Origin of the sequence: Falsirhodobacter sp. 20TX0035, assembly GCF_028307215.1 — a bacterium.
Classification (GTDB): domain Bacteria; phylum Pseudomonadota; class Alphaproteobacteria; order Rhodobacterales; family Rhodobacteraceae; genus Falsirhodobacter.
Map to the genome: position 1 here is coordinate 559,867 of NZ_JAQMHV010000001.1, position 22,042 is coordinate 581,908.

Sequence of the window (22,042 nt, forward strand, 5' to 3'; positions counted from 1 at the left end):
CCTGAGAGCTCAGCCATCGCTCGACAGGTCTTCCAGAAGCTTGTCCTGATCGAATGATCCCTCATAGTCCTTCATGGAGAACGGCGAGAAGCCGCGAGGGCTGCCGTGGATGAGGGAGAACGCTCTAAGAAGTCTGCGTTCGACAGGTCGTCGAAGATGACTTCTGCCTTGTCGGCGCAGCTGTAGGCCTAGGTGTTCAATTTGCCAAAGTCCCGCGCCGGATGGATCAGGCCGAAGTGGGCAAGCCCCAGCAGATACCTCAGCTGCCGGCGCTCCTCCGACGTTTCGTCGTTCTCGATATGCTTTGCAAGATCCGGAATACTGGACAGGATCAAAGACCACCCCGGGTCCTTCAAGACGACCTTGAACGAGGCGAGCACGACACGGTTCGCGGCACGGCCTGTGTCCGAGAACATGTGCTGGCACTAATGTAGTGGATGCCGACGACACCTTGACGCTTTGCCTGCTCAAGAACGCGGGGGGGCCACTTCGCCTCGGCCCACGACCTGTCGACGCTGGGACGGCACCTGTTCTTCGACTTCCCGGCCTATTACAACCTCTTCTCGCGGCGCAGGACGGAGGCGGGCATCTGGCGATCCAAGGTCAGGTCCGCCACGATCCGCTTCAACCGCGCGTTCTCGTCTTCGAGCTGCTTCAGCCGGCGCATCTCGTCCGCCAGCCGACCGCCATACTTCTTCTTTCAGGCAAGGTTGGTCGACTGTCCGACCCCTGCCTTGAGACAGTTCTCGGCAAACGATGTGCCCTCCTCGCCCTGCTTCAGGATGAACGCCTTTTGCGCGTCCGTGAGCTTCGATGCCTTCATCGTTCTCAGCTCTTCTCCCAGCCAGGGAATGTTAGCCGAGAACTCCAGCTTCAAACGGTCCAGTTCTCAGGACGCAAAGCAAGAGTGTAAGTGCCGGTTCCTCCGGCTCGAAGGAACCGGGAAAATTTTGTGTCCATGGGCGCCTTCGGATGGGAGTGCGAAGGCGGCTTCTCCTATGAACATTGTTTCGTGTTGAATGCCCGTGGGAGTTGTCAACCCGCTATCAATTCTCGTCAGAATATAGAGTCTGCTTCATGCAATTCTCGACACGAAGAGCTTGATGCAGGTGCTATCGTAAGCCGGTCGGATCAAGCGTCTCAGCTATAACCGCGACGTCTCCGCAAGGATGACAAAATACGGCCATTGATGTCCTCACTCTGCCTTGGGAACGGGCCCATCCGCCAAGCACGTCACGGCTGGGACGAGACCGTGGCCGAACACCTCGTCATGGCCGGGCGCGCCCATATCCTTGGCCCGGTCGGCAAGCCGGCGGGCGATGTCCACCGGCGTGGCGTCCGTATCCGCCTGCAACAGGCGCGCCGCAGCGGCGGTCACGAATGGGGCCGCAAAGGAGGTGCCCGTTTTGGGACGCCCCCCGCTGATGGACGCAGCGGTCCAAACCTCCACACCGGGCGCGGCAAGATCCAGATGCGGACCCCGCCCGGCACGGCGGTAGGGTTCGCCCTTGCCGTCCACCGCCGTCACGGCGAGGACGCCGTCATAGGCCGCGGGATAAGCAGGCTTGGCCCGCGCGCCGCCATTGCCGGCGGCCGCCACGATCACGACGCCTTCTGCCACCAGACGCGTGACCGCCCCCTCCAGCACGTCGTTCGCGGGCCCGGCCAGCGACAGGTTGATCACCGCGACATCGCGCTCGATCAGGTGGGCCAGCGCCCGGATCAGCACGAAGGCATCCGCGCGTTCGTCCCCGCGCACCTTTTCGAATGCGTCGACGGCCAGAAGGCGGGCGTCCGGCACCAGCCCCGGCGACCGGCCGCCCGGGGCCCCCACCAAAAGGGACGCAACCGATGTTCCGTGCATCTCGCCCGAAGGGGCGGCGTCGGGACCCATGCGGTGGATCTCCAGCCGCGCTCCCTCGAATGTGTCGTGGTCGGCGTTCAGGCCGGTGTCGATCATCCCTATGAGGATGTCGGCCCCGCAGCCCTCCCGTGTGGAAGGAAGCGCCCAGCCGATCTGGGCCACGCTTGCGCAATGCGGGCCCGTGCAGTCGCCCGCCTCTCCGCGATAGAAATGGTTGAAGTCGGCCTCCCGGCCGGTGTCCAGCCGACGGATCCGGTCGCGTGCGGCCTCCAGGGTCATGGCCCGGGGCGCCTGCAGCCGCCGCAGCGTGACGCCGAAGGCAGGAAGAACCTGTTCCTCCAGAACGGTGAAACCTTCCGACACCAGAACCCCAAGGTCGGCGGCCGACAGGTCCATCGCGACGATCTCCTCGCGGCGCGTCGGCGGGGGCGGGACCGGGGCGGCGGGTCGTGCGGCGCGGCGGATGACGGGGGGCGGCTCTTGGCGCGGAAAGACCCGTCGCAGGAGGCGCGGTCGGTCGTCGTCGTCCCCGCCGCCATCGTCCGCGGACGACGATCTGCCGCCGCCCGTGCCACCACCCCCACCGTCATCATCAGCATCGTCGTCATCGCCGCCATCATCATCGTCGTTACCGTCATCATCGCCCCCCTCATCGTCGTCCGCCCAGGCCATGCCCGCAGGCACCAGACGCGGGTCGACGCTTGCGGCGGCGAAGGCGGCCAGAAGCGCCAGAAGAAGCAGTCGGCCGGTCCGGGTGGTCATGCAGGCATCCTTTTGTCGCAGGGGGGGCGGCTGGCCAGATCGTGGCCCGCCCGCTACAGACGTGTCAGCCACGACTTTCATTCCCGCCACGGACTGTCGCTGCGTGAAAGAGCCGCACCCGCCATGACCGATCCCTTCACCGAAACCCTGATTGCGTTTCTGCCCAACCTGCGCCGGTTTGCGCTGTCGCTGACCCAACGGGCGGATGCGGCGGACGACCTTGTGCAGATCACGGCCGAGCGCGCGCTGGCCGGTCGCCACGGCTATGACCCCGCGATCCGGATGGAAGCGTGGCTGTTCCGCATCCTGCGCAACGCCTTCATCGACCAGACCCGGCGGGACCGCGTGCGCGGCCACAGCGTGGACATCCATGACATGCCCGAGGCGGCCGTGATCGACGGGGCGGCGGTGACCGAAACCGCGCTGATGCTGGGGGCCGCGCAATCCGCGCTGGACCGGTTGCCGGACGATCAGCGGCAGGTCATGCTCCTCGTCTGCGTGGAGGAGTTGAGCTATGCCGAGGCCGCCGCCATCTTGGGCATCCCCGTAGGCACGGTGATGAGCCGGCTGTCCCGCGCCCGGCTGGCCGTCGCGAAAACGCTGGGAATAAGCTGATGGCCCGAACGTATACCCATATTCCCGCTGCAGGAGCGTGACATGGAGATCACCGACGAACGACTGATGGCCTTTACCGACGGAGAGCTTGATCCCGCCGAGGCGCGCGACGTGGCAGCCCGCGTGGCGGAGGATCCGGCCCTGCGCGAACGCCTGCGCCTGTTCACCGCCAGCCGCGCGGCCCTGTCCGGCCTGACCGCCCCGCCAGTGCCCGATGCCCTTGCGGCCCGCATCCGCGCCCTGTCCGACACCGCACCTGCCGCCAATGTGGTGCCGCTGGCACCGCGCCGCCACAGGCGCTGGCAACTGCCCGCCGCAGCCGCGGTGGCGCTGGCGGTCGGACTGGGTGCGGGGCTTTTCGCGCGGCCCATGTCGCCGGTTTTCGGCACGGTGGGGGATCTGGCCGCCGCGTTGTCCTCCGTTCCCGCGGGCGAGGAGGCGACGGTCGGGGACGGCACGCTTCACGTCATCTCCACCTTCCGCACCGCCGACGGCACCCTGTGCCGGGAGTTCGAGCATGACGGAGCGGACGGGCGTCGCCTCACCTCTGTCGCCTGTCATGCGGAGGGGGCGTGGGACCTGCGGCTTGCCGTCGCCGGCGGTGGGTCGGACGGGTATGCCCCGGTATCGTCGGGCGACGCGCTGGAGGCGTGGTTCACCGGGGCAGAGGCCGGACCCGCGCTGGATCCCGCCGCCGAGGCGGAGGCGCTGAGCGGCCTCTGACCCCGCGCCGCGAAAATTTTTGCGCGGGCGGGAATAAGACCCCGCCCCATGCGTCTCCTCGGCACAACCGCGCGACAGAGGAGATGCGCCATGACCATCGACACCTGCCTGCCCCCGCTTTCCACCCTGAAATGGAGCTTCACCACCCGCCGCGTGAACCGCGGCGACGTGGCCGGACTTTCGGCCGATCTTGCCGCCGCGCAGGCGGGCGATCTGGTGCTGTGCCGGGTCCAGCTTCTGGGCCAGCATCGCAAGCTTCAGCTTGCGGATCGCCGCACGTCGGAACTTTATCGCGGCGACCTGATCGTCCTGTGCCTGGGCGACCGTTACGCCCCCGACCAGTTCGAGGGCCATGCCGTGCTGGAGGGTCCGGGCGCGGACCTGCTGGCCGGGGGCGGCATTGTCGGCAAGATGCGCCACGCCCATGTCCGCATGGCCCTGCCCACGCAACTGGAGGTTCTGGGCATCTTGACGGACATTGCGGGAGAGCGGATCAACGTCGCCGGCTCTGCCCTGCCCACCGCCGACATCCCTGACGACGTGACGGTGATCGGCGTCTTCGGCGCGTCGATGAACGCGGGCAAGACCACGGCAGCCGTCAGCCTTGCCCATGGCCTGACCCGCGCCGGGTTCCGCGTGGCAGGCGTCAAGGCGACCGGAACCGGCGCCTTCGGCGACTTCAACGCCTTCGAGGATGCGGGCGTGCCCGCCACCGACTTCACCGATGCCGGTATGCCCACCACCTACCGCATGCCCCTGTCCCGGATCGAGGACGGGTTCCGCACGCTGGTCGGCACCGCCGCCGCCCGCGGCGCCGAGATCGTGGTGGTGGAGATCGCCGACGGCGTCTTCCAGGCCGAGACGGGCGCGATCCTGCGCGGATCCGCGATCCGCGACCGGATGGACGGGATCCTGTTCGCGGCTCCCGACGCCCTGGGTTCGCTGGGAGGGGTGGAGGTGCTGCGCGCGCACGGGCTGCGGCCCTTCGCCGTCTCGGGGATGGTCACATGCTCGCCGCTGGGTCAGGCCGAGGCGGTGGCCGCGACCGGCGTGCCACACCACGGCCGGGAGGAACTGGCGACGGCCGAGGTGGCCGAAGCGCTGGTCGCCACCCTTCTGCGCCGTGCGAAGTCGCAGGCCGCTTGATGCGCGGGATGCCGAAGATCGCGGCCGAGGGCCGGGCCGGAAGCCTGCGGATCATCGCGCTCCTCGGCATCCTTCAGGGCGTGGCACTCGGGCTGGTGGCCTGGGCGACGCGCGGGGCCTTTTCGGCGCTGGCGGCGGGCATGATGCCCCCGCCCGTGGTGTTCGCCGGGCTGGTCAGCGGCGGGGCGGCGGTGGCCGCCCTTCACCTCCGGCAACGCGTGCGGGCCGAACGCCTAGGCCAGTCCTTTGCCGCCTCGCTTCGGCGCAACCTTTACGCCCACATCGCGGGGATGAGCCGGTCGGACCTTTCCGCCCGCCGGATGGGACACCTGTCCCTCCGCTTCGTGGGGGATCTGAGCGCGGCGCGCGAATGGGCCGGGGCGGGCGTCGCGCAGTCGGTGTCGGCGGTGTTCGTGCTTCTGGCGGCGGTGGCGGCGTTCGTCCTTTTGGTTCCGGCGCTGGCGCTGGCGGGTCTTGCGCCGATGGCGGTGTTCTTGCTGATCGCGGTCGTCCTGGCCGCGGGCCTCGGATCGCGCCACCGGGTATTGCGGCGTCGGCGCGGCAGGATTGCCGCCGCCATGATGGAACGGGTGGCGCTGGCCCCCGAACTCGACCTCGCCGCCCGCACCTCGCAGGAACTGAAGCAGCTGGACCATCAAAGCCGCCATCTGGCCACGGCCGCCGTCGACCGCCGCCGCCAGATAGAGGTGATGCGCCTGCTGCCCCATCTGGGGTCCGTCTGCGGCGGCGGGCTGATCCTGTGGACCGCGGCCCGCCTGCGCGTGCCACCGGCCGAGGCGGCGGCGGCACTTGCGATCCTGTCGATCATCGCGCTGCCCCTGCGCGACCTGACGGGCATCTGGGACCGGTGGTGCGCGTGGTCCGTGACGCGCGCCGCGTGCGAACGGCTGTTTGCCAGCGACAGTGCGCTGCGGTCCATCCAGCCCCGCGGGCGGGCGGTGCCGGTGCAGTTCGACGGCCGACTGGCAGGCGGCGCACGGGCGTCCGTGGATATACCGGCCGGGGCGCTGGCGGTCCTCGCAGGCCCACCGGGATCGGGGAAGAGCGCGCTGGCACGTGTGCTGGCGGGTCAGGATCGTCCCGCGGAAGGCGAGGTCCTGTATGGGCCCACCGCGGGCACTTTGCCCCGCATCCTTCATGTCTCGTCCGCGCCGCTGGTCCTGAAAGGCAGCCTCCGGCGCGCGCTGACCATCGGGATCTCTCCCCGCCCAGACCCCAAGCACATCCGCAAGGTGGCCCGCGCCTATGGCCTCGGCCCCCTGCTGGACCGCCGCGGCAGCACGAAGACGAGGATCCTGGAGGGTGGACAGGATCTTTCCCTTCAGGAGCAACTGGCCCTTGGGCTTGCCCGCGCCGCTTTGTCGAAACCAGACCTCGTCGTGATCGATCACCCCGCGGCACGCGGAGCCGACGACCCGATGCTCCTGAGGCTTTACGACGACTGCGGAGCGACGATGCTGATCACGAAACAGGAAGAGACGTTCAGGGTCCTCGTAGCGGCACGATGATCTGCACCGTTAGACTTTCGATTTTGGCTTTGCTCCATCCTCCGACGGCACCACCGGCGGCAGATAAGGTCGAGCAGCGTCGGCGTTCAGAACCTTGATCGTCAAACGGTGCTTTATAAATTTGCCGCACCAGAACGATACTGCGCATTGAGCTCTTGGTAATGTGATTGTATCACATTACGAAATCGAAGTGTCGAGACCTGACGTGCCCGCTCTCTCCGTCCTTTTCATCGAACAGCTCTGCATCTCGCTTGGCGGGCAGCGCATCCTTGACGGCATCAGCCTGACTGTCGCGCGGGGCGAATGCGTCGCGCTTTTGGGCGAGTCCGGCTCTGGTAAGTCCATGACCGCTTGTGCGGCGCTTGGCTTGCTGCCAAGGCACGCGGTCGTGTCCGGGTCGGTGCGGGTGGACGGGACCGAGGTCATCCACGCCCCGGCATTGTCGCGGCCCTTGGAGGCGCGGCCGGCGATGGTTATGCAGGACACCCTGTCGGCTTTGAACCCGCTGGCGACGGTCGGCTACCAGATCGAACAACCCTTGCGCCGCCGTGGAATGGGTCGCACCGACTCCCGTGGCGAAGCGCTGCGGCTTCTGGACCGCGTTGGCCTGCCCGACCCCGGCCAGATCGCCCGCCGCATCTCGCCCGAGCTTTCGGGCGGGCAGCGCCAGCGCGTCTGCATCGCGATCGCGCTGGCCTGCGACGCGCCCGTCATCATCGCGGACGAGCCGACCTCCGCGCTCGACATGGTCACGCAGGCGCAGATCCTGCGGGTGCTGCGAGAGGTGACGCAGGCACCGGGCGGGCCGGGACTTCTGTTCATCACCCATGACCTGCACGCCGCCGCCCACCTGTGCGACCGCGCGCTGGTGATCGAGGCGGGCCGCGTGGTGGAGGAGGCGCCGATGCCGCGCCTGCTGACCGCGCCACAGCATGCCCACACCCGCCGCCTTGTCGCCTCGGCGGCCAGTTGCGGCATCGCCTGCGAACGGCTTTGTGCATGAGCGTTCTATCCGTGCGTGGCCTGTCTCTGTCCTACCCTGCCCCGCGCCGGTTCCTGCGGCGGGCGGCGGCCCTGCCAGCGTTGCACGACCTGTCCTTCGACCTTCAGGCGGGGGAGCGGGTGGGGCTGGTCGGGGCGTCCGGCTCGGGCAAGTCCAGCCTCCTCCGCTGCCTTCTGGCGACGGAGGCCGCCCAGACCGGCCACATCCTGTTCAAGGGACGGGAGGTTGCGGCCGGCCCCGTGGCCGCCCTGCGCTGGTATCGCCGCGCGGTGCAGTATGTCCCGCAGGATCCCGTCGCCTCGCTGGAGCCGCGGATGACGGTGGCGCAGCTTGTGGCCGAACCGCTGCTGCGCCTGCATGTCGATTGCGATCCTGCCCGGCGGGCGGAGGAGGCGCTGGACAGCGTCGGCCTTGACCCCCGCTTCCTGTCCCGTCGCCCCGAGGAACTTTCGGGCGGCCAGGCGCAGCGCGTGGCCATCGCCCGCGCGATCGCGACCCGTCCCGTTCTCCTTCTGACGGACGAGCCCGTCAGCGGGCTGGACATGACGATCCGCGCGCAGGTCGTGCAGGTGCTGCGCAACCTGTCGGACGCTTATGGCACCGGCCTGCTGATGGTGTCGCACGACATCTCGGTCGTGGCGGGGTTGTGCAGCCGGGCGATGGTCATGGACGGGGGCCGCATCGTGGAGGATCGGCCCGTTCGTGACCTGCTGCGCGATCCGCATCACATCCACACCCGCGAACTTCTGAACGCCGCACCGCCGATGACCGCCGCGGCCTGAACCAAGGACCCTCCCCATGAAACTGATGCTGGGCGCTGCGTTGATCGGCCTGACACTTGCGGGCACGGCCCGGGCCGAGGATCCGCGCATCCATCTGGCGATGCTGCAGCCGCCACGCTCGGGCCTGAACCCGCTGACGGACGACGCGTTCAAGCTGTCGCGCTGGTCCACCGCCGAAACGCTGATCCGCCTGAACGCGGATGGCGATCCGCAGCCGTTCCTTGCCACGGAATGGAGCCGGGTGGACGACCATTCCTGGCGCTTCGTCATCCGCAAGGGCGTGACGTTCCATGACGGCACGAACCTGACGCCGGAGCGGGTCGTGGCCTCGCTGACCACCGCCACGCAAGCGGTGCCCGTGCCGCGCATCCTGAACGGGGTGAAGATGACCGCGACCGTGGACGGGGACGCCGTTCTGGTGCGGACGGAGGTGAGCGATCCGCTGCTGCCGAACCGCCTGTCCAGCCCGCAGCTGGCCATTCTGGCGGAGGCCGCCTATCGCCCTGACGGCACCGTGGTCCCGACCCGGGCGGGCACCGGGCCCTTCGTGCTGACCGCGATCGAAGGCGTGACCAGCGCGCATCTGGACCGGTTCGACGGCTACTGGGGTGAACGGGCTAAGCTGTCGGGCATTGATGCCGATTACGTGGGCGACGGCACCGCGCGCGGTGCGGCCCTGCGAACCGGAACGGCGGACATCGTGGAGGCGGTTCCCGTCAGCCAGGCCGCGCTGATCGACCCGGACCTGATCCACGAGGTGCCGATGCCGCGCACCAACACGCTTTACGTGAACACCGCCAAGGGCCCGCTGGCCGATCCCGCCCTGCGCGCCGCCGTGCGCGAGGCGGTGGACCGGGCCGCCATCGTCCGCACCGTCTATGAAGGGCGCGCGGATGAGGCGCGCGGGCTGCTGGGCCCTGCCCTGCCTTGGGCCGACGGGCTGCGCGGACCGGTGAACCATGTCGCGGCGAGCAATGCGAACGGCGCGAAGATCACCATCGGCACCTTCACCGACCGCGCCGAACTGCCCGAGGTGGCGGTGCTGATCGCCCAGCAACTGACCGCCGCCGGCTTCGAGGTGGAGCAGGACGTCCGCGAATACGCCCATATCGAGGCCGACGCGCTAGCCGGTGCCTTCGACATCTTCATCCTGTCGCGCGCCACGGTGCTCGATTCCGGCGATCCCGTCGCCTACATGGTCGCGGATTTTTCCTGCGAGGGGTCGTTCAACATCGGCCAGCTGTGCGATCCGGCGGTCGATGCGGCGCTGGAAAAAGCGGGGCTGGCCCCCGCAGGCGCCGAGCGTCGTCAGGCGATCATCGAGGCCGAGGCCGCGATCCTTGCCACCGACGGCGCGATCCCGCTGCTGCATGAACGCGTGATGCAGGGCGAGCAGGCGGGCGTGGCCGGGGCCGAGCGTGACCCGCGCGAACGCATGATCGTGACCGAACACACGACGCTGACCGAATGATCCGCACCCTCGACCGCCTGACCCCCGCGCTGTCGCGGGGGGTGACGCTGTGCGCCGTGATGGTGCTGGTGGCGATGCTGCCGTGGATCTCGGGCCGCGATCCGGCCCGCAGCATCCTGCGCGCGCGGATGGGCGAACAGGACGCCTCGCCCGAGGCGCTGGCCGCCCTTCGCGACAGGCTCGGGCTGGCGGAAGGACCAGTGGCGCATATGCGCGGCTGGTTCGCGGGGCTGGCGCAGGGGGACTGGGGCACCTCGTGGATCTCCGGCGCTCCGGTCCTGCCCGGGATGGTCAAGGCGCTTGGCGTGTCGCTCACGCTGATGTCGGCGGCCTTTGCCGTGGCGCTGGTCACGGCGGTGCTGCTGGCCGGACCGACGATGCGGCGCGGGCTGCGGGGGCGCGACACCCGCTCCTCGGGCACGGTGGCGGCCAGCCTGACCGCGATGCCGGAGTTCATGCTGTCGGCGCTGTTCCTTGTCGTATTCTCGGTCTGGCTGGGCTGGCTACCGCCTTATGGCTGGCAGGGTCCGGCGCATGTGGTGCTGCCGGCGCTGGCACTCGGCCTGCCGGGGGGCGGGTTGCTGGGGCGGCTTCTGACCAACGCCGTCGCGGCGACCTTTCACGAACGCTGGATCGCCACATGGGCGGTGGCGGGCTTTTCGCGCAGGCAGATCGCGCGGGCGGTGCTGCGCCGCAGCCTGCCCGCGCTGATGCCGCAGATGGGCATGATCGTGGTGGGCATGACCGGCGGCGCCATCGCGGTGGAGCAGGTGTTCTCCATCCCCGGTCTGGGCCGGGCGGTGCTGGGCGCAGCCTCGGCGCAGGATCTGCCGGCGTTGCAGGCGGGGATCCTGATCCTGCTGCTGAACGCGCTGGTGATCGGCGTGGTCGCGAACCTGATCCGCGTGGCGCTGCTGGGACGGGCGCTGCACATGGGCGCCCTGCCGGTGGCACGGGTCGTGCCGCTGCCACCCGACCCGCGCCTTTGGCTGGTGCCTGCCGCCGTGGTCGTGATCCTGCTGGTGCTGCTGGCCGCAGGGCTGCCGCGCGATCCGTTCACGTCCCAGTTCCTTCGGCTGCAGCCGCCCGGGTTTGATCTGCCGCTGGGGGCCGACGGTCTGGGGCGCGACGTGCTGGCGCGGATCGCGCATGGGGCGCTGTCCACGGTCGGGATGGCGGTGCTGGTGACGCTGATCTCCCTGTTCATCGGGCTGGGGATGGGGCTGATGCCCCGCCTTGCCATCGGCTTGATCGAGGTGACAAAGGCCACGCCTCCCACCATCGCCGCGCTGATCGTCGTGGCGGCGATGGGGCCAAGCGCCCCCGGCGCGCTGCTTGCCGTGACGGCCGTCGCATGGGCCCCGCTGGCCGCCCACACCGCCGCCCTGGTGACCGAGGCGCGCGCCCAGCCCCATGTCCGAATCGCGCCCATCCTTGGTGTCGGGCCGTTGCGGCTGATCCCCCGATCGATCCTGCCGGCCATCTTCGGGCCGGTGCTGCGCCACGCGATGCTGCGCCTGCCGGGGAACGCGCTCGCGCTGGCCGCGCTCGGCTTCCTTGGCCTCGGCGCAAGGCCCCCGTCGCCGGAATGGGGCCTGATCCTCGCCGACGCGCTGCCCTATGTGGAGCGGGCGCCGCTGGCCGTCCTGACCTCGGTGCTGGCCCTCGCGCTGATTTCGGTGCTGGGCGTCTCGCTGGTCTCGATGACACGGCGGTGAGCCCCAGTCAGCACGACGCAGGCAAGTCCGCCGCTGCGTCAGGACCCATATGCCCCCAGAACTCACTGATCCCTGATAAGCTCCTTCCCGTGACAGGGTTGTCCGGCTTCCTCGGCGCGGGCCAAGACGACACTGCTGAACCACATCCTCAACAACCGGGGCGGGCGGAAGGTGGCGGTGATCGTCAACAACGTGTTCGAGGTGAACATTGACGCCGACTTTGTCCGCGATGAGGCCGAACTGTCCCGATCCGAGGAAAAGCTGGTTGAATGACCAACGGCTGCATCTGCTGCACCCTGCCCTCACCTGCCAGAAAGTCTACCTCGAAGCTGAAGACGTATCGCGTGGGGCGTTGCTGCTTCGTCTTGGGGTCGACTTGCTGGATGCGCTGGATCAGCCCTTTTGCTTCCAGTGTGTTCAGATGCTCGTTGATTGTGGAACGCGACATCTCGCAATCGGCCGCCAGCCGTGCCCGCTTTGGGAAGCAGCCTTGGTCAGGGTTGTGCCAGTCGGCCAAATGCCACAGCACCAGCTTTGCGCTAGGCTGAGGCCTTTGCCAGCTTGATTGATGGCCCAGATGGTTGCTTTGTGGCTCATGCGACCACCCCCCGGTGGGAGAACATTCCGGACACAAACCGAACAAAACGCGCATGGTAAACGCGGCACTATACGTAGTTTGTACGGCAGGAGGTTCGATTCAGGTTCGCCGTTCTATTAATGTCGGACGGGGAACGGTCTTGTATGTGCCAAATCTTCGCAAGCCATCGCCTTGAGGATTTGGTGACCCCGACAGGACTTGAACCTGTAACCTGCCCCTTAGGAGGGGGCTGCTCTATCCAGTTGAGCCACGGGGCCGCCTCCTTTCCTTTTGGGGCGAAATTAACCGCGCCGCAAGCCCGCTTGGACAAGAGGCGGGCTTCGCTGTAACAAGGGTGAAACAGCCGGAGACCCCCATGGCCGACCTTCGCCGCCCCCTCACCCTGCGCGACGTTTCCGAAGCCTCGGGCGTGAGCGAGATGACGGTCAGCCGCGTGCTGCGCAACCGGGGCGACGTGTCCCCCGCCACCCGCGAACGCGTGCTGGAGGCGGCGAAGACGCTGGGCTATGTGCCCAACAAGATCGCGGGGGCGCTGGCCAGCCAGCGGGTGAACCTCGTGGGCGTGGTCATCCCCTCCCTGTCGAACATGGTGTTTCCGGAAGTGCTGGGCGCCATCTCGGCCGTGCTGGAGGATACGGGCCTTCAGCCCGTCTTCGGCGTCACCGGCTATGCCCCCGAAAAGGAAGAAACCGTCATCTACGAGATGCTGTCCTGGCGCCCTTCCGGCCTGATCGTGGCGGGGCTGGAGCATTCGGACGTGGCGCGGATCATGCTGGAAAACGCGGGCGTCCCCGTGGTGGAGGTGATGGACACCGACGGGCCCGTGATCGACACGGCCGTCGGCATCTCCCACGTCCGCGCGGGGCGCATGATGGCCGAGACGATCCTTGCGGCGGGCTATCGGCGCATCGGGTTCCTCGGCACCCGGATGACGGGCGACCACCGCGCCCGCAAGCGGCTGGAGGGGTTCGAGGCCGCCTTGTCCGAGGCCGGCGTGACGCTGGCCGACCGCGAGTTCTACGAGGGCGGCTCGGCCTTGGCCAAGGGGCGCGAGATGACGGCGGCGATGCTGGCGCGCTCCCCCGATCTCGATTTCCTGTATTATTCGAATGACATGATCGGCGCGGGCGGGCTTTTGTACTGCATGGAACAGGGGATCGACATCCCCGGCCGTCTGGGCTTGGCCGGTTTCAACAACGTGGACCTTCTGGACGGGCTGCCGATGCGGCTGGCCACGATGGATTCCTGCCGGTCCGAGATCGGTCGTCAGGCCGCGGCGATCGTGGCCGGCCGGCATCCCGAAGGGATCATCGGGGGCGAGGTGGTCGCCCTAACCCCGAAACTGGCGCGCGGCGACACGATCCGCTGAACGGTCAGGCCCGCAGCCGCTGGTCCGACCGTCCTGTGATGCGCGCGGTCACGATCTGGCCTTCCGGCTGATCGGCGGTGAAATCCACTTCGGTGAACTGTTCGGTCCGGCCCAGACGGGGGCTTTCCATCAGGATGCGGTGCACCTGCCCCTGCTGGGCGTTCAGGTGGGCGGCCACCTGCGCCGCCCCGGCCGCCCGCAGGCGCGCGGCGCGGTCCCTGATGGCCGGACCCTTCACCTGCGGCATCCGCGCGGCGGGCGTTCCCTTTCGGGGGCTGAACGGGAAGACGTGCAGGAAGGTCAGGCCGCAATCGTCGACCAGCTTCAGCGAGTTTTCAAACATCGCCTCCGTCTCGGTCGGGAAGCCCGCGATGATGTCGGCGCCGAAAACCATGTCGGGGCGCAGCTTGCGGGCGTCCTCGCAGAAGCGGATGGCGTCGTCGCGCAGGTGGCGGCGCTTCATCCGTTTCAGGATCATGTCGTCCCCCGCCTGCAAGGACAGGTGCAGGTGCGGCATCAGGCGCGGTTCCGTCGCGATGGCCTGCATCAGGTTCTCATCCGCCTCGATCGAGTCGATCGAGGAGATGCGCAGGCGCGCCAGATCCGGCACCAGCTTCAGGATCCGCATCACCAGATCGCCCAGACGTGGCGTGGCGGGCAGATCCGCGCCCCAAGAGGTCAGGTCCACCCCGGTCAGCACCACCTCGTTGAAGCCCTTGCCGACCAGGCGCTTGATCTGCTCGATCACCACGCCGGCGGGAACGGAGCGGGAATTGCCGCGGCCGAAGGGGATGATGCAGAAGGTGCAGCGGTGGTCGCAGCCGTTCTGCACCTGCACATAGGCGCGGTGGCGGCCGAAGCCGTCGATCAGGTGGCCCGCCGTTTCCTTGACCGACATGATGTCGTCGACCATGACCTTCTCGGTCACGCCGATCAGGTCGGGCGCGCGCAGGGACTGCCACGTCTCGGCCTGCATCTTCTCGTGGTTGCCGATGACGCGGGTGACCTCGGCCATCCCGGCGAAGGTCTCGGGCTCGGTCTGCGCGGCGCAGCCGGTGACCAGGATCGGCGCGCCGGGGTTTTCGCGCGCCAGACGCCGGATCTCCTGCTTGGCCTTGCGGACGGCCTCAGCCGTCACGGCACAGGTGTTGACCACGACGGCATTGGACAGGCCGGCGCTGGCGGCCAGTTCCTTCATCGCCTCCGTCTCATACGCGTTCAGACGGCAGCCGAGGGTGGAAAAGACGGGCGCGTTCATACAGCCTCCAGCCATTCGCGGGACAAGGTGCCGTCGAAGACGCGGGCCACGGGGCCGGTCATCCAGACGCCATCGTCCTGCCAGTCGATCTGCAACCGTCCGCCATCGACATCGACGGTCACGCTGCGGCCCGTCAGCCCGCGCAGATGCGCGGCCACGGCCGTGGCGCAGGTGCCGGAACCGCAGGCCAGCGTCACCCCGGCCCCACGTTCCCACACGCGCATGCGCAGGTGGTCGGGCGCCAGGACGCTGGCGAATTCGACATTGGTGCGCTGCGGGAACAGCGGGTGATGCTCCATCTGCGGGCCAAGGGCGGTCAGATCCACCGCCTCGGCATCCTCGACAAAGAAGATGCAATGAGGATTGCCCATGCCCACCGCCATCGGGTCGCCGTCGATCGGCAGATGGGCCGTGTTGGTGGCGTGCGCCAGCGGAACCTCGGCCCAGTCCAGTTGCGGCGCGCCCATGTTCACACGAATCAGATCGCCCGCGCGTTCCGCGTGCAGAAGCCCGCGTTCGGTCGCAAAAGTCACGCGGTCCCGCCCCTCCAGCATCAGCGAGGCGACGCAGCGGCTGGCGTTCCCGCAAGCCCCAGCCCGACTGCCGTCCGTGTTCCAGAACTCCAGCGCGTAATCGGCCTGATCGCAATCGCGAATCTCGGCCAGCTGGTCGAAGCCGACGCCGCGGTTGCGGTCGCCCAAGGCCCGCGCCAAGGCCGGAGTCGTGACTACGTCGCGGCCACGCGTGTCCAGCACGACAAAATCGTTGCCAAGGCCGTGCATCTTGATGAAACTGATCGGGTGCATGGGCGCGATATACGCCTCTGGCAATCTTTTTGCCAGAGCTTGTGCATTTTGGTGTTGACCCCCCCGACGGGAATCCGTAATCAGCGCCTCACAGATGTGGGCCCATAGCTCAGTTGGTAGAGCAACTGACTTTTAATCAGTGGGTCACAGGTTCGAATCCTGTTGGGCTCACCACTGTATCTCCTTAGAGATCAAGATATACGAAGAAGCCCCTTGCGGGGCTTTTTTCGTTTTTTGGACGCGGTCGTCGGATAGGTCGAACAACATCGGATCTTCGTCCAAACCGGCCCTTGTGCACACGCGCGCTCACTCTGCCCCACGTGCGCGTGGTTCCATTAGGCGGAAGATCGGGTCTTCCACCACCAAGCCCCTAGCGGCTGCAAACAACATGCTCCCGGACTGTCAAAAGAGGTCGCGGCTTTCGAAGATGAACCAACCCGCTCCTGTTCCGAGGACTGGTTCTGCCGCAAGCAAGGCGTGGCCAACAAAAGCCCCATCAGTCTTCAAGGATGAAGGCGATCGGGATGCGGAGACGTAGCGGCTCCAGAACGCAGTCCGCTCCACTTCCGCAAGGTCCGCGACAAGCCCCGGGGGCCAGAATGGATGTCCCCTCACAGATGGATCTGTCGTCCTATTGCCCGGTGCCCGAGCGATACCGAAGGCACAGGGGTAAACACGATGCTGGACGTGCCAAGGCCAGATCACCGCCCAAGGCAGCCGTGGGATGGCTGGCAGGTGCAAGAAGATCGCCGCCCTCGCATGTCGTGTCCCGGAAATATGCATCAAATTGCTTCTGCGGCGCCTTTCGTGAAATATACCAACAAATTGAGGATCAAAGGCGCAGGATCATCCCCATGCCTTTCCCCATCAGGGTTGATTTCGGCGTTGTGAGGGCGATAAAGGTCCGACCGGCATGATCGTCTTCAGCCCTTCATCCTGTGGTAACATCGCAAAGGGATGCTGCGCGCAGCCGAGTCCCTAAGGAGCGACCCGCCCCGATGTCTTCTTTGAGAATATGGCCCTTGATCGTCGCGACCCTCATGGCCGCGCTGGCCGCCGGACCGGTGAAGGCCGAGGAGCTTCCCGCCGCCCAAGGCGACGTCCTTCTGACGATCTCGGGAAAGATCGCCAACACCAACTCGGGAAAAAACGCGACCTTCGACCGGCAGATGCTGGAAGGGCTGGGCCTCGTCGACGTCACCACCACAACCCCCTGGCATGGTGCCGACCGGATGCGGTTCACCGGCGTTCCCCTGTCCGTCCTGCTTCATTACGTCGGCGCCGAGGGCACGACGGTCACGGCCCTCGCCCTGGACGATTACCAGTCGGAATTTCCCGTGTCCGACACCGAGGAAATCGACGTCCTTCTTGCCATGAAGCTGAACGGAGAGGACATGACCGTCCGGACCCGGGGGCCGCTCTTCATCATCTATCCTTACGACTCGTCCAGCACGCTCAACACGAAGACCTATTACGCGCGGTCGGCCTGGCAGGTCGCGCGGCTCATCATCCGGTGAATGGACGCGCGGGCGCGGCACAAGGACGTTCGGAACAGATGCGACAGGGACCATTCAGGGGCATCGCCCTCGCCGTCCTTGCCACGGCGTGCTTCACGCTCAACGACACCTTTCTGAAGCTGGCCATGCGGGACATGCCGCCGTTCCAGTCCATGGCCTTGCGCAGCCTTGTAATCGTGGGGATCGGTCTTCTGCTGCTTCGACCCATCGGCTACGGCGAAAGCCTGCGCCTGATGCGGGATGGCCGGGTGCAGATGCGGAACCTGTGCGAACTGGCCACCGCGTTCTGCATCGTCATCGGGCTGCGGCACGCCCCGATTGCCGACCTTACCGCGCTGGCGCAGACGGCGCCGATCCTGCTTTTGCTGGGCGCCAGCTTGTTTCTGGGCGAAGCCCTTCGGCCGTTGCAGCTTGCACTAATGGCCGCCGCCTTCACGGGCGCGGTCCTTGTGGCGCAACCCGGGCTGGCGGGGTTCTCCCCCTATGCGCTGTTCGGGCTTCTGGCCGCCGCGATGGCGGCCGCACGCGATCTGATCGGCCGCCGAATGAACCCGCGCATTCCGGCCATCGTCGTGATCGTCGGCGTTGGCGGGATCGAGGTTCTTGCCGCCGGGGCCGCGGGCCTCCTGACCGAAACCTGGGTAAGGCCGCCCGCTGCCGCGTGGCTTCTGGCCGGGGCCTCGGGGGTATGCCTGATGGCCGCGCATGGTCTGATCATCGGCGCGTTCCGCCAGGCGGATGTCCCCACCGTCGCCCCGTTCCTTTACATGTCGACCGTCTGGGCGCTGGCGTCCGGATGGCTTGTCTTCGGGACGGTCCCGAACGGTCCGGGCCTTTTGGGGATGGGTTTCATCGTGGCCAGCGGGGTGTGCCTCCTCGGGGCCGAAAAGTGGTTCCGGACGCCTTGAACGCCTTCAGGCCCGATGCGTCACGAACAGCCCGATCGACACCGAGGCGAGATAGATCCACGTCACGATGAAGATCCAGGGCGTGCGCGTCGCAAAGCGCGTGCCCTGATAGAAGGTGGTTTTCAGGGTGGGGTCGATGGGCGCGTCCTTGTGGTCGCTTCGCGTGGGCCAATAGCTCGACAGGTCGTGCTTTTCCGCCATCAGCTCGTTCTGCCGGTCGTGCCAGCGGTCGATGACCTGATAGGAGCTTTTGATCGACCTCTGGGCGTCGATCGACAGCACCAGCCCCAGCAGGGTCATGGGCAAGGGCACCAGCAGCAGGAAGATTCCGGGCTTGGACCATCCCGCGCTCATGGAGGAGGCGTAGGCGATGATCAGGAAGGACTGGGCAGACAGATATTCGCCCAGTCGGCTGGACAGCATCTGCCCCTCGAAGTGGATCTCCTGCCGGTAACCGGCCAGCCTGCGGCCATTCTCGGCATGATCTTCCGGATCGCAGGATGTTTCAGCCATGGAAGGGCCTTTCCTTTGGGGATGTGCCGAAAGCGGCGACAGGTCAGACTTACCCGCCCCGCATCACAGTTTCTGCAAGACCCCGCCTTGCCGCCTCGGATCGCGATCGTGGGCGGCCGGGCGCACCTGCGGGACAATGACCCGTCCCGCCTGGTGTTCCGTCGCCGGCTGGCCCGCCAGCGGCGCGCGATCCGCATTGTTCCGGACGCATTCCCGTGCATGATGCGCCTTCAGGGGGACGATGGCATATGGTCGAACCGGAGGCCGAGGCGATGGACCAACTGCTTCTCCGCATGGCGGCGGGGGAGCGGGCGGCCTTTCGCGCGCTGTATCCACTGGCCAGTCCGAAACTTTTCGGCGTCTGCCTTCGTATGCTGCGCGACAGGGCCGAGGCGGAGGACGCGTTGCAGGAGATTTTCACGCGGATCTGGACCCGGTCCCACCGTTACGACCCCGACAAGGCCCCTGCCATGATCTGGATGATCGCCGTCGCGCGCAACCTGTGCATCGACCGTCTGCGCGCCCGCCCGCGGGACGCGCGGCCCGATGACGACGCGGCCTCGGCCGTGGCCGACCCCTCCCCCTCGGCCGAGGCGCGGATCATCGCGCGGGGGGAAGCCGATCGCTTCCGCCTTTGCCTGAACACGCTGGGCGCCGATCACGCGCAGGCGGTGCGGGGTGCCTATCTTGACGGCCTCAGCTACGAGGATCTGGCCCGGCGTCACGCCATCCCGCTGAACACCCTGCGGTCCTGGCTTCGGCGCGGGCTGCAAAAGCTGCGGGAGTGCATGTCGTGACCGAGGAGGATGACGCCCTGGCCGCCGAATACGTCCTTGGCACGCTGGACGACCGGGCGGCCGCCGCGCGCCGCGTGGCCACCGACCCGGCCTTCGCCGTGCGCGTGGCGGAATGGGAGATGCGCCTGTCAGCCCTGAACGGCGAGTTCGCGGACGTTCCCGCCCCCGACCTTCTTCCGGCGATCGAAGCGCGGGTGTTCGGCCGCCCCCCGCGCCGCTGGCGTCTTTGGGGGCTGGGGGGGCTGGTCGGCGCCTCGGTCGCGGTTTTCGTGGTGCTGGGGCCCCTGCGCCCGGACGCGGTGCGCACCCGCCTGACCGCGCCGGATCAGGCGCTGGTGGTGGAGGCTTCGGTCACCCCCGGCGCAGACGGGCTGCGGCTGGTGCAGGTCGCCGGTCCCGCCGCGCCATCCGGGCAGGCGTATCAGGGCTGGATCATCCGCCCCGGCGCCGCGCCTGAATCGCTGGGCCTGCTGACCGGGGCCCCGCTGCAGGCGCCGGTGGCGGGCCTGCCGCCGGGCACCATCGTCGCCATCAGCCTTGAGCCGGAGGGAGGCTCCCCCACCGGCCAGCCGACCGGGCCCGTGATCCTTCAGACTCCGCTGAATATCTGAAGGCGTCCTGCAACTTTGGCGCGGGCGCGTCCGTATCTTGGGACGTGCGGCGGAAATGGTCCGCCCCGCTGGAGGAAACGAGATGACCCTTTCGATCCGAGGCCGCGTTCTGGCCACCTGCCTTGCCCTTGCCCTGCCCTTCGCCGCCCATGCCGAAAACCCGATGGTCGGCGGCGCCGCGATGTTCGAGAACAAGAACATCGTCGAGAACGCGATGAACTCCGCCGATCACACCACGCTGGTCGCCGCCGTGAAGGCCGCGGGCCTTGTGGAAACGCTGCAGGGCCCCGGCCCCTTCACCGTCTTCGCCCCCACGAACGAGGCGTTCGCGATGCTGCCCGCCGGCACGGTGGACACGCTGCTGAAGCCGGAAAACAAGGCGATGCTGGTCAAGGTGCTGACGGCCCACGTCGTTTCGGGCGACTGGACCGCCGCCAAGATCTCCGAAAAGGCGAAGATGAGCAATGACGGCATGGCCAACTTCACCACGGTGTCGGGCGATGCGCTGTCGGTGAAGGTGAACGGCGACATGCTGTCCGTCTATGACGAAAGCGGCAACGTGGCGAAGATCACCATCGCTGATGTGGACCAATCCAACGGCGTCATCCACGTCGTCGATCATGTCCTTGTCCCGAAATAAACATGGCGCGCCCCAAGCGGGGCGCGCCATCCTCGGAGCCGGTGCGGGACCGGCCCCGGGTCGTCAGCGGGGCGTGGCAGCGGGGAACCCCCTTTCCCGCTTTCCGCCTGTTCCGGGCGAGGCCATGTCCCGCCCGGCAAGGAACCCTCAGATCAAGCCTTCTTCCTTCATGGCACGCTGCACTGCCGGGCGGGCCAGCACGCGTTCGCGCAGGGCGCAAGCCTTGGGATAGGCGCTCAGGTCTACGTTCTTGACGAAGCCCCAGTTCAGGATGACGGCCGCATAGGCGTCGGCCGGCGTGAACTCGCCCAGCCAGTAGCCGTCGGCGGTCAGCATGTCTTCCAGCTGCGTGGTGCGGCGGTCGATCTTCTGCCGGGTGGCCTCCAGCGCCTCGGGGCTTTGGTCCGGCGCGAACAGGCCGCTGAAGGCCACGTGCAGGTCGCTGCAGAAGGCCAGCGCCTCTTGCAGGCGTGCGCGTTCAACCGAGCCTTGAGCCGGCTTGAACGCTGCCACGTCGGACCGGTCGCCCACATATTGCAGGATCGCCGCATTCTGCGTCAGCACCGCGCCGTCGTCCAAACGCAGGGCCGGAACCGCGCCGCGCTTGTTGATGGCCAGAAAGTCGTTGCCCGACGCGGTCTTCTTCGTCTTCAGATCCACCGCTTCCAGGTCATAGTCCAGATCCGCCTCGGCCAGCGTGATGTGAACGCTGAGCGAGCAGGCGCCGGGAGAGTAGAAAAGTTTCATCGGATGTTCCTTTCGATGGCTCCATCCCCAACAGGAGTAGCTTGTGTGTCCGGCAAAGTCAGTCGGCACAGGATCACAGCCGGTGTGCTTGGATGTTGAAGCTTTCGCCTTGGGCTTGCTAAGGTCCGGGCCAAACACCGTAAGCAGGACCCTCCCCCGATGACGCCTTTCACACGATCCCTGCGGGCGGTCCTTCTGGCCGCCCCCCTTGGCCTGCTGGCCGGCTGCGGCCTGTTCCACCGCCATACGGAACTCGAATGCATGGAACGGGCGATGTATTTCGAATCGAACCGCTCCAGCCGCGACGGGATGATCGCCGTGGGCAGCGTGGTGATGAACCGGGTGGAATCCGGCAACTACCCCCGGTCGGTTTGCGGGGTCGTCGCACAGAAGAAGCAGTTCGCGCCCGGCGTCATGTCCCGCCGGATGGACAGCCGCTCCGCCCCTCGCATCCGCGAGGCGGCGGTGTCCGTTCTGCGCGGCGAACGCCACCCGATGATCGGCAACGCGCAGTTCTTCCACACGGCAGGCTATCGCGCGTCCTACAACAACATGCACTATGTCCTCGTGACCGGCGGAAACGCCTTCTACGAACGGCGCAAGCGCGCTCTGGTGACCCAGCCCACGCCCCCCGCGCCGATCGAGGGGATCACGGGCCGCTAGGC

The 22,042-nt window shown here is 67.5% G+C and carries 21 protein-coding genes, 2 tRNA genes and 3 pseudogenes; 17 read left to right on the forward strand and 9 right to left on the reverse strand.

Going from position 1 to position 22,042, the window contains the following annotated elements:
- Positions 1 to 188 precede the first annotated feature (188 nt).
- From PIJ50_RS02885 to PIJ50_RS02895, 3 genes and pseudogenes are all read right to left on the reverse strand, one after another.
- Positions 189 to 416, reverse strand: a complete 228-nt coding sequence (locus PIJ50_RS02885; RefSeq protein WP_271972520.1) for a hypothetical protein — start codon at positions 414 to 416, stop codon at positions 189 to 191.
- 146 nt (positions 417 to 562) lie between these two features.
- Positions 563 to 823, reverse strand: a pseudogene (locus PIJ50_RS02890) (transposase); the annotation flags it as partial.
- Positions 824 to 1,195: 372 nt separating this feature from the next.
- The gene (locus PIJ50_RS02895; protein WP_271972521.1) at positions 1,196 to 2,626 is read right to left on the reverse strand and encodes a S8 family serine peptidase; all 1,431 of its coding nucleotides are present in this window, start codon (positions 2,624 to 2,626) and stop codon (positions 1,196 to 1,198) included.
- Positions 2,627 to 2,749: 123 nt separating this feature from the next.
- Here PIJ50_RS02895 and PIJ50_RS02900 point away from each other — a divergent pair, with 123 nt between their 5' ends.
- From PIJ50_RS02900 to PIJ50_RS02940, 9 genes and pseudogenes are all read left to right on the forward strand, one after another.
- Positions 2,750 to 3,241: an RNA polymerase sigma factor gene (locus tag PIJ50_RS02900; RefSeq protein ID WP_271972523.1), complete on the forward strand. Its 492-nt coding sequence runs from the start codon at positions 2,750 to 2,752 to the stop codon at positions 3,239 to 3,241.
- A gap of 42 nt (positions 3,242 to 3,283) precedes the next feature.
- Positions 3,284 to 3,964 carry an anti-sigma factor family protein gene (locus tag PIJ50_RS02905; RefSeq protein ID WP_271972524.1) on the forward strand — a complete coding sequence of 227 codons (681 nt, stop codon included), beginning with the start codon at positions 3,284 to 3,286 and terminating at the stop codon, positions 3,962 to 3,964.
- A gap of 90 nt (positions 3,965 to 4,054) precedes the next feature.
- Entirely contained in the window at positions 4,055 to 5,110 is a 1,056-nt protein-coding gene (locus tag PIJ50_RS02910) for a P-loop NTPase family protein (protein WP_271972526.1), read from the forward strand.
- A gap of 8 nt (positions 5,111 to 5,118) precedes the next feature.
- On the forward strand, positions 5,119 to 6,639 hold the full coding sequence (locus PIJ50_RS02915; protein WP_271972527.1) for an ATP-binding cassette domain-containing protein: 1,521 nt from the start codon (positions 5,119 to 5,121) through the stop codon (positions 6,637 to 6,639).
- A gap of 205 nt (positions 6,640 to 6,844) precedes the next feature.
- The gene (locus PIJ50_RS02920) at positions 6,845 to 7,642 is read left to right on the forward strand and encodes an ATP-binding cassette domain-containing protein (RefSeq protein ID WP_271972528.1); all 798 of its coding nucleotides are present in this window, start codon (positions 6,845 to 6,847) and stop codon (positions 7,640 to 7,642) included.
- Entirely contained in the window at positions 7,639 to 8,424 is a 786-nt protein-coding gene (locus PIJ50_RS02925) for an ABC transporter ATP-binding protein (RefSeq protein ID WP_271972530.1), read from the forward strand. Before PIJ50_RS02920 ends, PIJ50_RS02925 begins: the two co-directional genes overlap by 4 nt.
- A gap of 16 nt (positions 8,425 to 8,440) precedes the next feature.
- A complete protein-coding gene (locus tag PIJ50_RS02930; RefSeq protein ID WP_271972532.1) occupies positions 8,441 to 9,895 on the forward strand; it encodes an ABC transporter substrate-binding protein in 1,455 nt (484 codons plus the stop codon).
- Positions 9,892 to 11,613 carry an ABC transporter permease subunit gene (locus tag PIJ50_RS02935; RefSeq protein WP_271972534.1) on the forward strand — a complete coding sequence of 574 codons (1,722 nt, stop codon included), beginning with the start codon at positions 9,892 to 9,894 and terminating at the stop codon, positions 11,611 to 11,613. Before PIJ50_RS02930 ends, PIJ50_RS02935 begins: the two co-directional genes overlap by 4 nt.
- Positions 11,614 to 11,681: 68 nt before the next feature.
- Positions 11,682 to 11,912 (forward strand): annotated as a pseudogene (locus tag PIJ50_RS02940) (GTP-binding protein); the annotation flags it as partial.
- Between the two features lie 152 nt (positions 11,913 to 12,064).
- Here PIJ50_RS02940 and PIJ50_RS02945 read toward each other — a convergent pair.
- Positions 12,065 to 12,265, reverse strand: a pseudogene (locus tag PIJ50_RS02945) (hypothetical protein); the annotation flags it as partial.
- 126 nt (positions 12,266 to 12,391) lie between these two features.
- Positions 12,392 to 12,468: transfer RNA gene (locus PIJ50_RS02950), tRNA-Arg, on the reverse strand.
- A gap of 98 nt (positions 12,469 to 12,566) precedes the next feature.
- Between PIJ50_RS02950 and PIJ50_RS02955 the strand changes: the two genes are divergently transcribed.
- Positions 12,567 to 13,580 (forward strand): LacI family DNA-binding transcriptional regulator, encoded by a 1,014-nt coding sequence (locus PIJ50_RS02955; protein WP_271972535.1) that lies wholly within the window; start codon positions 12,567 to 12,569, stop codon positions 13,578 to 13,580.
- 4 nt (positions 13,581 to 13,584) lie between these two features.
- Here the strand turns inward: PIJ50_RS02955 and mtaB are convergent, their stop codons facing one another.
- Together mtaB and dapF are read right to left on the reverse strand one after the other, a co-directional pair.
- Positions 13,585 to 14,838, reverse strand: a complete 1,254-nt coding sequence (gene mtaB / locus PIJ50_RS02960; protein ID WP_271972537.1) for a tRNA (N(6)-L-threonylcarbamoyladenosine(37)-C(2))-methylthiotransferase MtaB — start codon at positions 14,836 to 14,838, stop codon at positions 13,585 to 13,587.
- Positions 14,835 to 15,644, reverse strand: a complete 810-nt coding sequence (dapF, locus tag PIJ50_RS02965; RefSeq protein WP_271972539.1) for a diaminopimelate epimerase — start codon at positions 15,642 to 15,644, stop codon at positions 14,835 to 14,837. The genes mtaB and dapF overlap by 4 nt, the downstream gene beginning before the upstream one ends.
- Positions 15,645 to 15,742: 98 nt before the next feature.
- Between dapF and PIJ50_RS02970 the strand changes: the two genes are divergently transcribed.
- From PIJ50_RS02970 to PIJ50_RS02980, 3 genes are all read left to right on the forward strand, one after another.
- Positions 15,743 to 15,818, forward strand: a tRNA-Lys gene (locus PIJ50_RS02970).
- A gap of 848 nt (positions 15,819 to 16,666) precedes the next feature.
- The gene (locus tag PIJ50_RS02975) at positions 16,667 to 17,161 is read left to right on the forward strand and encodes a putative pterin-binding protein (RefSeq protein WP_271972541.1); all 495 of its coding nucleotides are present in this window, start codon (positions 16,667 to 16,669) and stop codon (positions 17,159 to 17,161) included.
- 38 nt (positions 17,162 to 17,199) lie between these two features.
- Entirely contained in the window at positions 17,200 to 18,069 is an 870-nt protein-coding gene (locus PIJ50_RS02980) for a DMT family transporter (RefSeq protein WP_271972543.1), read from the forward strand.
- Positions 18,070 to 18,075: 6 nt separating this feature from the next.
- Here PIJ50_RS02980 and PIJ50_RS02985 read toward each other — a convergent pair whose 3' ends face one another.
- Complete coding sequence (locus PIJ50_RS02985; protein ID WP_271972544.1) at positions 18,076 to 18,582, reverse strand: RipA family octameric membrane protein; 507 nt, start codon at positions 18,580 to 18,582, stop codon at positions 18,076 to 18,078.
- A gap of 272 nt (positions 18,583 to 18,854) precedes the next feature.
- Between PIJ50_RS02985 and PIJ50_RS02990 the strand changes: the two genes are divergently transcribed.
- The 3 genes from PIJ50_RS02990 to PIJ50_RS03000 all read left to right on the forward strand — a co-directional run bounded on the left by PIJ50_RS02990 (position 18,855) and on the right by PIJ50_RS03000 (position 20,630).
- Positions 18,855 to 19,379, forward strand: a complete 525-nt coding sequence (locus PIJ50_RS02990; protein WP_271972545.1) for a sigma-70 family RNA polymerase sigma factor — start codon at positions 18,855 to 18,857, stop codon at positions 19,377 to 19,379.
- On the forward strand, positions 19,376 to 19,990 hold the full coding sequence (locus PIJ50_RS02995) for an anti-sigma factor (protein WP_271972547.1): 615 nt from the start codon (positions 19,376 to 19,378) through the stop codon (positions 19,988 to 19,990). The genes PIJ50_RS02990 and PIJ50_RS02995 overlap by 4 nt, the downstream gene beginning before the upstream one ends.
- An 82-nt stretch (positions 19,991 to 20,072) precedes the next feature.
- Entirely contained in the window at positions 20,073 to 20,630 is a 558-nt protein-coding gene (locus PIJ50_RS03000) for a fasciclin domain-containing protein (RefSeq protein ID WP_271972548.1), read from the forward strand.
- Between the two features lie 147 nt (positions 20,631 to 20,777).
- Here PIJ50_RS03000 and PIJ50_RS03005 read toward each other — a convergent pair whose 3' ends face one another.
- Complete coding sequence (locus PIJ50_RS03005) at positions 20,778 to 21,377, reverse strand: glutathione binding-like protein (RefSeq protein ID WP_271972551.1); 600 nt, start codon at positions 21,375 to 21,377, stop codon at positions 20,778 to 20,780.
- 159 nt (positions 21,378 to 21,536) lie between these two features.
- On the opposite strand from PIJ50_RS03005, the gene PIJ50_RS03010 reads away from it, so the two are divergent.
- On the forward strand, positions 21,537 to 22,040 hold the full coding sequence (locus PIJ50_RS03010) for a cell wall hydrolase (protein ID WP_271972552.1): 504 nt from the start codon (positions 21,537 to 21,539) through the stop codon (positions 22,038 to 22,040).
- Positions 22,041 to 22,042: the final 2 nt, after the last annotated feature.